Source organism: Geodermatophilus sp. SYSU D00867 (assembly GCF_054050315.1).
Genome location: NZ_JBJGZC010000001.1, coordinates 229,973 through 242,230 on the forward strand (window position 1 = coordinate 229,973; position 12,258 = coordinate 242,230).

Below are 12,258 nucleotides of genomic sequence, written 5' to 3' on the forward strand. Positions count from 1 at the left end.
GTCCGAAGTGACCTCCCGCCCACCGGCGGGCCACAGCGAGGAGATGCCGGCATGGCACCAGCGGACTCGCCAGCAGACAGTCCGGCGGCGGGTGACGTCCCCCTCGCCGTCGAGCTGCGCGGGATCACCAAGCGCTTCCCCGGCGTGGTGGCGAACCGGGACATCGAGCTGCGGGTCCGTCGCGGCGAGGTGCACGCCATCGTGGGCGAGAACGGCGCCGGCAAGTCGACGCTGATGAAGACCCTCTACGGCGAGCACCGCCCCGACGAGGGGCAGGTCCTCGTCGACGGCCGCGAGGTGACCTTCCGCAGCCCGGCCGACGCCATCGCGGCGGGCATCGGCATGGTCCACCAGCACTTCATGCTGGCCGACAACTTCACCGTCCTGGAGAACGTCGTCCTCGGCAGCGAGCCCACCCGGCGCGGCCGGCTGGACCTCGCCGAGGCGCGCCGCCGGATCACCGACATCTCCGACCGCTACTCCCTCGGACTGCGGCCCGACGCGCTGGTCGAGGACCTCGGCGTCGGCGACCGGCAGCGGGTCGAGATCGCCAAGGTCCTCTACCGCAACGCGCGGACCCTGATCCTCGACGAGCCGACCGCCGTGCTCGTGCCGCAGGAGGTCGACGAGCTGTTCGCCAACCTCGCCGAGCTCAAGCGCGAGGGCCTGACGGTCATCTTCATCTCGCACAAGCTCGACGAGGTGCGCCGCGTCGCCGACTCGATCACGGTCATCCGGCGCGGCACCACGGTCGGCACGGCCGACCCGAGGACGACGACGGCCAGGCAGCTGGCCGAGCTGATGGTCGGCGCCGAGCTGCCCACCCCGGAGACCCGCGAGTCCACCGTCCGCGAGACCCCCGTGCTGCAGCTGACCGGCGTCACCGTCACCGACGTGGGGCACCGCCCCGTGGTGGACGACGTCACGCTCACCGTGCGGGAGGGCGAGGTCGTCGGCATCGCCGGGGTCGAGGGCAACGGCCAGGCCGAGCTCGTCGACGCGATCATGGGGCTGCGCCCGCTGGCTGCCGGGTCGGTCGTCCTCGGGACGGAGGACGTCACCGGCTGGAGCACCCGCGCCCGCCGGGAGGCCGGCGTCGGCTTCATCCCCGAGGACCGGCACCGCCAGGGCATGCTGCTGGACGCGCCGCTCTGGGAGAACCGCATCCTCGGCCACCAGACCCGCCCGCCGGCCGTGAAGGGGCCCTTCATCGACCGGCGCGGCGCCCGCGCCGACACCGCGCGGATCATGCGGGAGTACGACGTGCGCGCGCCCGGTCCGGACACGCTGGCCGTCGCCCTCTCCGGCGGCAACCAGCAGAAGCTGATCGTCGGGCGCGAGATGAGCGCCGCGCCGCGGCTGCTGATCGCCGCCCACCCGACCCGCGGCGTCGACGTCGGCGCCCAGTCGGTGATCTGGGAGCTGCTCAAGGACGCCCGCGCGGAGGGACTCGGGATCGTGCTCGTCTCCGCCGACCTCGACGAGCTCATCGGCCTGTCGGACACGCTGCACGTCATGCTCCGCGGCCGGCTGGTGGCCACCCTCGACCCGCGGCGGGTGACCCCCGAGGAGCTCGGCGGGCACATGACCGGCGCGCGGACGACGGCGGGTGCGGCGTGAACGGCGTCCTCCGCCGGGTGGGGCTCTCCCTGCTGGGCCCGGTGCTCGCGGTCCTGGTCGCCCTGGTCATCTCCGCGGTGGTCATCGCCCTCATCGGCCAGAACCCGTTCGAGGCGTTCGGGGTGATGGTCGACCTCGGCACCACCCCCTCGCAGCAGGTGCAGTCGATCGTCGTGATCCTCAACCGGGCGGTGCCGCTGTTCCTCGCCGGGCTGGCCGTCGCGGTCGCGTTCCGGATGGGCCTGTTCAACATCGGCGTCGAGGGTCAGTACCGGCTGGCCACCATCCTGGCCGCCGCGGTCGGCGCGGCCGTCGTGCTGCCGGGCCCGCTGCACGTGCTGCTCGTCGTGGTCGTCGCGATGGTGGTCGGGGCGCTGTGGGCCGGCATCGTCGGCGTGCTCAAGGTGACCCGCGGCGTCAGCGAGGTCATCAGCTCGATCATGCTCAACTTCATCGCGCTGGGCCTGGCGTCGTTCCTGCTGACCGGCCCGCTGCGGGGCAGCCCGCCGGGCGCCTCGATCATCACGACCGCGGAGATCCCCGAGTCCGGCCGCTTCCCGAGCCTCAACGGGCTGCTCACCGGGCTGGGCCTGGCCGCGCCGCGCAGCGGTCTCTACGGCTTCCTGCTGGTCGCGATCGTGGTGGGGGTCGTCGTCGCGGTGCTGATCAAGCGCACCCGCTTCGGGTTCGACCTGCGCGCCACCGGCCTGTCGCCCTCCGCGGCCACCGCCAGCGGCGTCGACGCCCGGCGCATGGTCGTGAAGACCATGCTCATCTCCGGCGCGATCGCCGGCCTGATCGGCCTGCCCGACCTGCTCGGCTCGCAGTACGACTACGGCACCGAGTTCACCGCCGGCCTCGGCTTCCTCGGCATCGCCGTCGCCCTGCTGGGCCGCAGCACCCCGGTGGGCATCGCGCTGGCCGCGCTGCTGTTCGCCTTCCTCGACCGGGCGGCACTGCCCCTGCAGTTCGCCGACATCCCGTCCTCGGTCGTCACGATCATCCAGGGCACGATCGTGCTCGCCGTCGTGATCGCCAACGAGATCGCCCGGCGGCTGGCGCTGCGCTCGGCCGAGCGGGCCGGCGCGTCGGCCGGTCCGGGACCGGACGGCGGCGGGGACGGAGCGGTGCCGCCGCCTCCCGCCCCGGACGGCGGGCAGCAGGTCCGCGCCGGTGTGCCCGGGGACCAGCAGGGAGCACGAGCATGAGCACGACGGCGACGACCCGTACCGGTCAGCCCAGCCGCGGCCCGCTGACCGACCTGCTGACCGGCGGCGGCCCGGCGCGGCGGGTGCTGTGGGTGCTCGTCGGGCTGTGGCTGCTGTTCTCGCTGGTCCGCGTCGTCTCGGGCGAGCAGGAGCTCACCTCGTCCTCGACGCTCCGGGCCGCGCTGCTGCTCGCCGTCCCCATCGGCCTGGCGGCGCTCGGCGGGCTGTGGTCCGAGCGCGCGGGCGTGGTGAACATCGGCCTCGAGGGGATGATGGTCCTCGGCACCTGGGGCGCGGGCTGGGCCGGCTACCAGTGGGGCTGGGCCGGCGCGGTCATCGGCGGCGTGGTCTTCGGCGCGGCCGGCGGTCTGCTGCACGCGGTCGCCACGGTGACGTTCGGCGTCGACCACGTGGTCTCCGGCGTCGCGATCAACATCCTCGCCGAGGGCGTCGTCCGCTTCCTGTCCGAGCTGCTGTTCAACGAGGAGACCGGCGGCGGCCCGACGCAGTCGCCGTCCCTGGCCAGCGACCCGCCGTCGTTCTCGCTGCCGGTGCTGTCCTCGGGACCGGACCTGCTCGGCGACCTGGAACGGCAGCACTGGTTCCTGGTCAGCGACCTGGCCGGCCTGCTGCGCGGGCTGACCAGCGGCGTGGGACTGCTGACCCTGCTCGCCGTGCTCCTGGTCCCGGTGTCGTACCTGCTGCTGTGGCGGACGGCCTTCGGCCTGCGGCTGCGCTCGTGCGGCGAGAACCCGGCCGCCGCGGACTCCCTGGGCGTGCCGGTCTACCGGCTGAAGTACCTCGCCGTGGTCGTCTCCGGCGCGCTGGCCGGCCTCGGCGGCGTCTTCCTCGTGTTCGTCGCGGGCATCTACCGCGAGGGTCAGACCGGTGGCCGAGGCTTCATCGGCCTGGCCGCCCTGATCTTCGGCAACTGGCGTCCCGGCGGGCTGGCGGCCGGGGCGGGCCTGTTCGGGTTCGCCGACGCGCTGCAACTGCGCAGCCAGACCGCGGTGGTGGCCCTGCTGCTGCTCATCGCCGTCCTCCTCGCCGTCCTGGCGGTCGTGCAGGCGCGGCGCGGGAGGTGGCTGGTCGCCGGGATCGCCGGGGTCTTCGCCGCCGCCTCGCTGGTCGGGTTCCTCACCATCGACCGGCTGCCGGAGGGGATCGTCTTCTTCACCCCGCACCTGACCACGCTGCTGGTGCTGTCGCTGGCGTCCCAACGGCTGCGGATGCCCAAGGCCGACGGGCTGGTCTACCGAAGAGGAGAGCACTAGATGGCGGACGTCGACTGGGACGCGCTGCGCGGCGCGGCCCGGGAGGCCATGACGCACGCCTACGCGCCGTACTCGCGGTTCCCCGTGGGCGTGGCCGGGCTGGTCGACGACGGCCGGGTGGTCACCGGCTGCAACGTCGAGAACGCCAGCTACGGCTTGGGCCTGTGCGCCGAGTGCGGGATGGTCAGCGACCTCGCCCGCACCGGCGGCGGCCGGCTGGTCGCGGTGGCCTGCGTCGGCGGGGACGGGCAGCCGCTCATGCCGTGCGGCCGGTGCCGGCAGCTGCTGTGGGAGCACGGCGGCGCCGACATGCTCATCGAGACGGTGTCACTGGGCATCGTGCCGATGCGCGAGGTGCTGCCCGACGCCTTCGGCCCCGACGACCTGGTCGCCGCGGCGGAGCGGGGGCAGGGCTGATGGCCGCGTTCGACGCCATCGACGTGCTGCGCGCCAAGCGCGACGGCGACCGGCTCACCGACGAGCAGATCCGCTGGGTGATCAGCGCCTACACCGACGGCACGATCCCCGACGAGCAGATGAGCGCGCTGCTCATGGCGGTGTTCTTCCGGGGCATGTCCGCCGGCGAGCTCTCGGTGTGGACGCAGGCGATGATCGACTCCGGCGAGCGCAAGGACCTGTCCCCGCTGGGCCGGCCGACCGCCGACAAGCACTCCACCGGCGGCGTCGGCGACAAGACCACCCTGCCGCTCGCGCCGCTGGTCGCCGCCTGCGGCGTCGCGGTGCCGCAGCTGTCGGGCCGGGGCCTGGGCCACACCGGCGGCACGCTGGACAAGCTCGAGTCGATCCCCGGCTGGCGGGCCGACGTGCACGAGGAGGCCTACCTGCGGCAGCTCGCCGAGGTGGGCGCGGTGATCTGCGCCGCCGGGCACGACCTCGCGCCGGCGGACAAGAAGCTCTACGCGCTGCGCGACGTGACCGCGACGGTCGAGTCGATCCCGCTGATCGCCAGCTCGATCATGAGCAAGAAGATCGCCGAGGGCGCGGACGCGCTGGTGCTCGACGTCAAGACCGGCTCGGGGGCGTTCATGAAGGACCCCGAGTCCTCCCGCGAGCTGGCCCGCACCATGGTCGGCCTCGGCGAGGCGGCCGGGGTGAGCACCGTGGCGCTGGTGACCGCGATGGACCGGCCGCTGGGCCGCGCCGCCGGCAACGCCGTCGAGGTCGCCGAGTCGGTGGAGGTCCTCGCCGGCGGCGGCCCCGCCGACGTCGTCGAGCTGACCCTGGCCCTGGCGCGGGAGATGCTCACCGGCGCCGGGCGCCCCGACGTCGACCCCGCCGACGCGCTGCGCGACGGCCGGGCGATGGACGTGTGGCGGCGGATGGTCGCCGCGCAGGGCGGCGACCCCGACGCGCCGCTGCCGCAGCCGGCGGAGAAGCACGTGGTGACCGCCCCGGCCACCGGCACGCTCACCCGCCTGGACGCCTACGCCCTGGGCGTCGCCGCCTGGCGGCTGGGCGCCGGCCGCGCACGCAAGGAGGACCCGGTCTCCGCAGCCGCCGGCGTCACCTGGACGGCGACGGTGGGGGAGCGGGTGACCGAGGGCCAGCCGCTGCTCGAGCTGCACACCGACGACGCCGCGCGCATCCCGCGGGCGCTGGAGGCGCTGGAGGGTGCGCTCGGCGTCGACACCGGCGACGAGCCGCTGCCCCTGCTGATCGACCGCATCTCCGCCTGAGGGGCCCTCCTGCCCCACCCCAGAAGGACCCCGTCCTCCTCACCCCTCGCAGGCTCGCGGTGAGCCTCGGGACGGGGCCGGCGGCGGGCCCCCGCAGGAGGGCCGGGCCAGGGCGGTCGGCGCGGGGCCGCGATCGGAGAGGACACTGGGTCCTCGTGACCAGCACGTCCGCGGTACCGACCTCCACCGCCGCCCCGCGCGCCGGGGAGCCCCTCGATCCGGACGCGGCGATCTCCGTCCGCGGGCTGGTGAAGCGCTACGGCACCGCGACCGCCGTCGACGGCCTGGACCTCGACATCCGGCGCGGCGAGATCTTCGCGCTGCTCGGCCCCAACGGCGCCGGCAAGACGACGACGGTCGAGATCTGCGAGGGCTTCCGCGACCGCGACGGCGGCGAGGTGCGGGTGCTCGGCACCGACCCGGCCTCGGGCGGGCGCCGGTGGAAGGCGCAGCTGGGCATCGTGCTGCAGTCCGGCGCCGGGGACAGCCAGCTGACCTGCCGCGAGCTGTTGCGCGCGCAGGCGTCCTACTACCCCGACCCGCGCGACCCCGACGAGGTGCTCGAGCTGGTCGGGCTGACCGGGAAGGCCCGCGCCCGCGGCCGCTCGCTGTCGGGCGGCCAGCGCCGCCGGCTCGACGTCGCGCTCGGCATCGTCGGCCGCCCCTCGCTGCTGTTCCTCGACGAGCCGACCACCGGCTTCGACCCCGAGGCGCGGCGGCAGTTCTGGTCGCTGATCCGCTCGCTGCGCGACCTCGGCACCACGATGCTGCTCACCACCCACTACCTGGACGAGGCCGAGGCACTGGCCGACCGGGTCGGCGTCATCGCGCACGGGCGGCTGGCCGAGGTCGCCGTCCCCTCGGAGCTGGGCGGCCGCGGGCGTGCGCCGGCGGTGGTCAGCTGGACCGAGGACGGCGTCCGGCACAGCGAGGCCACCGCGACCCCGACGGCGTTCGTCTCCGCGCTGTCCGCCCGCTTCCCCGGCGAGGTGCCCGACCTGGCGGTGGCCCGCCCGACCCTCGAGGACGTGTACCTGCAGATGATCGGGGAGGCCCGCGCGTGAGCGCCGGAACCGTCACCCGGGGGCGGACGGCGCTGCCGTCGCTGCCCGCCGTCTACCGCTCCCGCGCCGGGGTGGAGCTCAAGGAGTTCTTCCGGCAGCGCGAGTCGGTGGTGTTCACCCTCGTCTTCCCCGTGCTGCTGCTCGTGGTGTTCGGCGCGGTGCTCGACTACGACCTCGGCAGCGGGGTCAGCTTCGTCCAGTACTTCCTGGCCGGTGTGATCGCCGCCGGCATCCTCGGGGCCAGCCTGCAGAACATGGCGATCTCGATCGCCACCGAACGCGCCGACGGCACGCTCAAGGGCCTCTACGGCACCCCGATGCCGCGCAGCGCCTACTTCGTCGGCAAGGTCGTGCAGGTCCTCGCCGTCACGGTGCTGATCATCGTGGTCCTGCTGGCGGTCGGGGCGGTCTTCTACGACGTCGACCTGCCCTCGGGCCGCGACTGGCTGACCTTCGCCTGGGTGACCGCGCTCGGCGCCGCGGCGTGCACGCTGCTCGGCATCGCCGTGTCCAGCCTCGCGCGCAACGGCCGGTCGGCGTCGGCCACGGTCACGCCGATCGCCCTGGTGCTGCAGTTCATCTCCGGCGTCTTCTTCCAGTTCAGCCAGGTGCCGGGCTGGATGCAGACGGTCGCGTCGCTGTTCCCGCTCAAGTGGATGGCGCAGGGCCTGCGCTCGGTCTTCCTCCCCGACGCGCTCGCCGCGCAGGAGCCGGCCGGGTCCTGGGAGCTCGGGCGGGTGGCGCTGGTGCTGGCCGTGTGGTGCGCCGCCGGTCTGGTGCTCTGCGTCCTGACCTTCCGCTGGCAGGAGCGCGGCACGAGATAGCGTCGGGTGGTGCCCGCACCACTCGACGCCGACTCGGTCCGCCGCGCGCCCAAGGTCCTCCTGCACGACCACCTCGACGGCGGGCTGCGTCCGCAGACGGTGCTCGAGCTCGCCGACGAGGCGGGCTACCGCGCCCTCCCCGCCCACGACGCGGAGGCGCTGGGGACCTGGTTCCGGGAGGCCGCCGACTCCGGCTCGCTGGTGCGGTACCTGGAGACGTTCGCGCACACCGTCGGGGTGATGCAGCGGCCCGAGGCGGTGCGGCGGGTGGCCCGCGAGTGCGCCCTCGACCTCGCCGCCGACGGCGTCGTGTACGCCGAGGTCCGCATGGCGCCGGAGCTGGTGACGGCGGGCGGCACCCCGATCGAGGAGGCCGTGGAGGCGATCCTCGACGGGTTCGCCGCGGGCAGCGCCGAGGCGGCCGTGGCGGGGACGCCGATCACGGTCGGCGCGCTGCTGTGCGCGATGCGGCAGGAGGACCGCTGGGAGGAGGTCGCCGGCCTCGTCGTCCGGTACCGGGACGCCGGCGTCGTCGGCTTCGACCTGGCCGGGCCGGAGATCGGCTTCCCGCCGGACCGGATCCCCGGGGCGATCGCGCTGCTCGACCGCGCCGGCGCGCACCGCACCGTCCACGCCGGCGAGGCGGCCGGCGTCGACAGCATTCGGGCCGCGCTGGACGGCGCCCGCGCCGAGCGGCTCGGCCACGGCGTGCGGATCGCCGACGAGGTGCCGATGGAGGGCCCGCTCGGCCCGCTGGCGCGGCGGGTCCTCGACGAGCAGGTGCCGCTGGAGGTCGCGCCGTCGTCGAACGTGCAGACCGGCGCCTACCCCTCGATCGCGCGGCACCCGGTGGGTCGGCTGCACCGGCTGGGCTTCGCCGTCACGGTGAACACCGACAACCGGCTCATGAGCGGCGTCTCGGTGACCAGCGAGCTGACCGACGTCGCCGCCGCCCACGGCTGGGGCTGGGACGACCTCCAGACGGTCACCGAGCGGGCGCTGGCCGCGGCGTTCACCGACGACGCCGAGCGGGCCCGGCTGCTCGACGACGTCGTCCGCCCGGGGTACGCCGCCCTCCGCGGGTGATCACGGCCACCGCCCGCTGCGGAAGGGCGGACCGGCCGCCGCTGTTACCGTGGGTGTGCCGGCACTCGCCGGACATCCTCCCGGACGGTCCGTCCGGGCATGAGCGCATCCGTGCAGATCCGCCGCGTCCCACGACGCCCGCGATCGCCAGTGAGGACGCCGACTGACGGCGCCCGCGCACCACCACGGGACGCGCCCGAGCTGTATCGGAGTCCCCACCCCCGCATGACCACGTCCGACACCGTCGACGTCCAGAGCACCCTCGACACCCCCGCCCCGGCGGGCCCCACGTTCGCCCAGCTGGGCCTGCCCCAGCAGCTGGTGACCGCCCTCGAGCGGCGCGGCATCCGCGCGCCCTTCGCCATCCAGGCCTCCGTCCTGCCCGACGCCCTCACCGGGCGCGACGTGCTGGGCAAGGCGGCGACCGGGTCCGGCAAGACCCTGGCCTTCGGCCTGCCGATGCTCGCCCGCATGGGCCTCACCGCCCGCCGCGGCCCCCGCGCCCCGCGCGCGCTGGTGCTCGTGCCCACGCGCGAGCTCGCCCAGCAGGTCTCCGACAACCTGGCCCCGCTCGGCCAGGCCGTCGGTGCCCAGTTCGCCACCGTCTACGGCGGCGCCTCGATGGGGCGCCAGATCTCCCAGCTGCGCCGCGGCGTCGACGTCGTCGTCGCCACCCCCGGCCGGCTGCAGGACCTGATCGGCCAGCGCGAGGTCACCCTCGCCGACGTCGAGGTCAGCGTCGTCGACGAGGCCGACTTCATGTCCGACCTCGGCTTCCTGCCCGTCGTGCAGGAGCTGCTCGACCAGACCCGTCCCGACGCCCAGCGGCTGCTGTTCTCGGCCACGCTGGACGGCGAGGTGGACACGCTGGTCCGCCGCTACCTGACCGACCCCGCGCGGCACGAGGTCAAGCGCGCCGGCGACGACGCCCCGCCGGCCGAGCACCTGGCCTACAGCGTCGCCTTCCGCGACAAGGTGCCGGTGACCCAGGAGCTGGCCGCGCGGCCGGGCCGCACGATCGTGTTCGCCCGCACCCAGCTCGGCGTCGACCGGCTCACCGAGAACCTGCAGGCCGTCGGCATCAAGGCCGAGGCGATCCACGGCGGGCTGCCGCAGTCGGCCCGCCGGCGGGCGCTCGAGGCGTTCACCGACGCCCGCAGCCCCGTGCTGGTGGCCACCGACGTCGCCGCCCGCGGCATCCACGTCGACGACGTCTCGCTGGTCCTGCACTACGACCCGCCGGCCGACCACAAGACCTACCTGCACCGCTCGGGCCGCACCGCCCGCGCCGGCGCCGGCGGCGTCGTGGTCTCGCTGCTGCTGCCCGACCAGGTCGGTCAGGCCAAGCGGCGGTTCCGGCAGGCGAAGGTGGACCCGCAGGTCGACCGCATCCGGCCGGGCGACGCCCCGATCGCCGAGCTCGTCGCCAGCGGCGTGCCGGTGGAGCCGGTCGAGCGGCCGGCCCGCGAGTTGCGCCGCCCGCACGGCGGCCCCGGCGGCCGGCGTCCGCGCCGCGACGGCGACCGGCCCCGCCGCTCCTACGGCGAGGGCGACCGCGGCCGCCGTGACGACCGGCCGCGCCGGCCCTCCGGCGACCGCGACCGCTACCGCGGCCCCGGCGAGGGCCACCGCGGCGGGCGGTCCGACCGCCCCGCGCCCGCGCGCGACTGACGGAGGACCCCGCGTCCCCCCACCGCTGGCACGCCCGCGGCGGGTCCCTGACGCGGGGCGTTCCAGCACCTCACCACGGCCGGTCCCGGGACTCCCGGGGCCGGCCGCTGTGCTGTTCCGTGGTCGCTCGTGCTCTGCCCCCACCCGTGGGCAGAGCACGAAGGGGAGAGGCGGAGTGCTCCGCTGGACGCTCGTGCTCTGCCCCCACCCGTGGGCAGAGCACGAGCTCACGGCAGGGAGGTCCCGGCCGCCTGGCCGTGCCCGGGTGCGGAGCCCGGGGCACGTCCGTCAGTGGCGGAAGACCAGCGCCCCGCCGACCTGGGCGACGACCTCGTCCCAGGCCTCCCGCAGCGGAGCGGCGTCCTCGGCGCGCAGGGTGGCGCCGGGCTCCCGCTCGCCGCGCGCCACCGCCCGGCCCAGCGGCGCGGTGGGGGCGAGCAGCTCGTCGACCCGGGTGAGGCCCGCGTACTCGGCGACGTCGCGCACGCCCTCGACCGGCTGGGCGAACACCCGGTGGTCGACCAGGCCCGCCGCGCCCCCGGCCACCTCGGCGAGCACCTCGGACAGCTCGGTGAGGTCGTAGCGGTCCTGCTCGGCCGGCAGCGGCATGACGTCGGTGTCGGCCACCTCGGGCCAGGATGCGATCTCGGTGAGGTCGTGCTGCTCGTCGCCGGCGCAGAACCGGGCGAGGTCGGCCGGGGTGTCGAACAGGTAGACCTCGCCGTCGCGGCCGAGGAACCGGGCGACGTCCTCCACGTAGCAGCGCAGCGTCACGCCGGCGCCCTCGGGGACGACGAGCTCGACCGGGAGGATGCCGACGGCCTCCCAGAACTCCGCCGCCGCGGTGACCGCGGCGGGGGTGGCGGTGATCCGGCTGCCGCCGCGGATGGTGCTCACCCCGGCGGTGGCCGCCTCCGCCGGTGCGGCGGCCACCGCGCCCGCGGCCGGGCGGTCGCCCGAGCCGTCCGGGCCCCGCGCGACGGTGGCCCCCGCGCCGCGGCCGGCGCGCGCGGCCTCGGACGGGTCCTCGTCGGTCAGGTCCTCGTCGGTCAGCTCCTCGTCGTCGGTCTCGTCCTCGTCGGCGGCCGAGGGGTAGGCCTCCAGGGTGGTGGTGCCGGCGCCGGTCCAGTCGAGGTGCGCCGAGAGCTCCTCGAGGACGTCCTCCCACAGCTCGTCGAGCGCGCCGCCGACGCCGATCCAGGCGTCCTCGCCCGAGCGGCCGACGAACGCGTCGACCCCGAGGCCGAGCGACCCGATCTCCGGCCGGGCCACCAGCTCGGCGAGGGAGGGGAACTCGGTCTCCTCGTCGGTGTCCTCGTCGGTGTCCTCGTCGGTGTCCTCGTCGGTGTCCTCGTCGGCGTCCTCGTCGTCGTCCGCGCCGGCCCGCGAGGAGGTCGCGCCGTCCTCGTCGTCGTCCCCGGCGGTGTCCAGGCACTCGGCCAGCCGGCTGACGATGTCGATGGTGGCCGCGAGCTCCTCGACCGCCCACCGGTCCGGGTTCTCGGCGGCGATGTCGTAGACGCCGTCGAGGTCGTAGCGGTGGTCGTCGTCGGGCGTCAGGTCCGCCGCGCCCAGCCCGACCACGACCGGCCAGACCGGGTGGTCGGCGAGGTCGTGGTCGGTGGCGGTGCGGCAGAACGCGGCGAGTGCGGCCGGGGTGGGGAAGAGGTGGACCGTGGCGGTCTCCCCCTCGGAGGTGCCGAGGAAGGCCTGCCACTCCTCGCCGTCCTCCTCCCACGGCGGCGCCCACAGGGTGTAGCCCGTGCGGTCGTCGACGGTGAGGGCGATGGGGACGATGCTGGGCCTGGCCACGG

The 12,258-nt window shown here is 75.3% G+C and carries 10 protein-coding genes; 9 read left to right on the forward strand and 1 reads right to left on the reverse strand.

Annotated elements, in window-relative coordinates; translation table 11 throughout:
- The first annotated feature begins 51 nt into the window (after positions 1 to 51).
- The 9 genes from ACI8AK_RS01250 to ACI8AK_RS01290 all read left to right on the forward strand — a co-directional run bounded on the left by ACI8AK_RS01250 (position 52) and on the right by ACI8AK_RS01290 (position 10,444).
- A complete protein-coding gene (locus ACI8AK_RS01250) occupies positions 52 to 1,620 on the forward strand; it encodes an ABC transporter ATP-binding protein (RefSeq protein ID WP_387987576.1) in 1,569 nt (522 codons plus the stop codon).
- Positions 1,617 to 2,828, forward strand: coding sequence for an ABC transporter permease (locus ACI8AK_RS01255; protein ID WP_456954881.1), 1,212 nt, complete (start codon positions 1,617 to 1,619; stop codon positions 2,826 to 2,828). The genes ACI8AK_RS01250 and ACI8AK_RS01255 overlap by 4 nt, the downstream gene beginning before the upstream one ends.
- Positions 2,825 to 4,102, forward strand: a complete 1,278-nt coding sequence (locus ACI8AK_RS01260) for an ABC transporter permease (RefSeq protein WP_387987572.1) — start codon at positions 2,825 to 2,827, stop codon at positions 4,100 to 4,102. The genes ACI8AK_RS01255 and ACI8AK_RS01260 overlap by 4 nt, the downstream gene beginning before the upstream one ends.
- On the forward strand, positions 4,103 to 4,519 hold the full coding sequence (locus ACI8AK_RS01265; protein WP_387987570.1) for a cytidine deaminase: 417 nt from the start codon (positions 4,103 to 4,105) through the stop codon (positions 4,517 to 4,519).
- Positions 4,519 to 5,799 carry a thymidine phosphorylase gene (locus tag ACI8AK_RS01270; protein WP_456954882.1) on the forward strand — a complete coding sequence of 427 codons (1,281 nt, stop codon included), beginning with the start codon at positions 4,519 to 4,521 and terminating at the stop codon, positions 5,797 to 5,799. The genes ACI8AK_RS01265 and ACI8AK_RS01270 overlap by 1 nt, the downstream gene beginning before the upstream one ends.
- A 155-nt stretch (positions 5,800 to 5,954) precedes the next feature.
- Positions 5,955 to 6,863: an ABC transporter ATP-binding protein gene (locus ACI8AK_RS01275; protein ID WP_387987566.1), complete on the forward strand. Its 909-nt coding sequence runs from the start codon at positions 5,955 to 5,957 to the stop codon at positions 6,861 to 6,863.
- The gene (locus ACI8AK_RS01280) at positions 6,860 to 7,687 is read left to right on the forward strand and encodes an ABC transporter permease (protein WP_387987564.1); all 828 of its coding nucleotides are present in this window, start codon (positions 6,860 to 6,862) and stop codon (positions 7,685 to 7,687) included. Before ACI8AK_RS01275 ends, ACI8AK_RS01280 begins: the two co-directional genes overlap by 4 nt.
- 9 nt (positions 7,688 to 7,696) lie before the next feature.
- Complete coding sequence (locus tag ACI8AK_RS01285) at positions 7,697 to 8,773, forward strand: adenosine deaminase (protein WP_456954883.1); 1,077 nt, start codon at positions 7,697 to 7,699, stop codon at positions 8,771 to 8,773.
- Positions 8,774 to 8,998: 225 nt separating this feature from the next.
- Entirely contained in the window at positions 8,999 to 10,444 is a 1,446-nt protein-coding gene (locus ACI8AK_RS01290; protein WP_456954884.1) for a DEAD/DEAH box helicase, read from the forward strand.
- Between the two features lie 288 nt (positions 10,445 to 10,732).
- Here the strand turns inward: ACI8AK_RS01290 and ACI8AK_RS01295 are convergent, their stop codons facing one another.
- Positions 10,733 to 12,256: a hypothetical protein gene (locus ACI8AK_RS01295; protein ID WP_456954885.1), complete on the reverse strand. Its 1,524-nt coding sequence runs from the start codon at positions 12,254 to 12,256 to the stop codon at positions 10,733 to 10,735.
- Positions 12,257 to 12,258 lie beyond the last annotated feature (2 nt).

Bases quoted from the DNA above. Each gene is read 5' to 3' on its own strand.
- ACI8AK_RS01260 (WP_387987572.1), top strand. From the start codon at position 2,825: ATGAGCACGACGGCGACGACCCGTACCGGTCAGCCCAGCCGCGGCCCG.
- ACI8AK_RS01290 (WP_456954884.1), top strand. From the start codon at position 8,999: ATGACCACGTCCGACACCGTCGACGTCCAGAGCACCCTCGACACCCCC.
- ACI8AK_RS01250 (WP_387987576.1), top strand. From the start codon at position 52: ATGGCACCAGCGGACTCGCCAGCAGACAGTCCGGCGGCGGGTGACGTC.
- ACI8AK_RS01265 (WP_387987570.1), top strand. From the start codon at position 4,103: ATGGCGGACGTCGACTGGGACGCGCTGCGCGGCGCGGCCCGGGAGGCC.
- ACI8AK_RS01270 (WP_456954882.1), top strand. From the start codon at position 4,519: ATGGCCGCGTTCGACGCCATCGACGTGCTGCGCGCCAAGCGCGACGGC.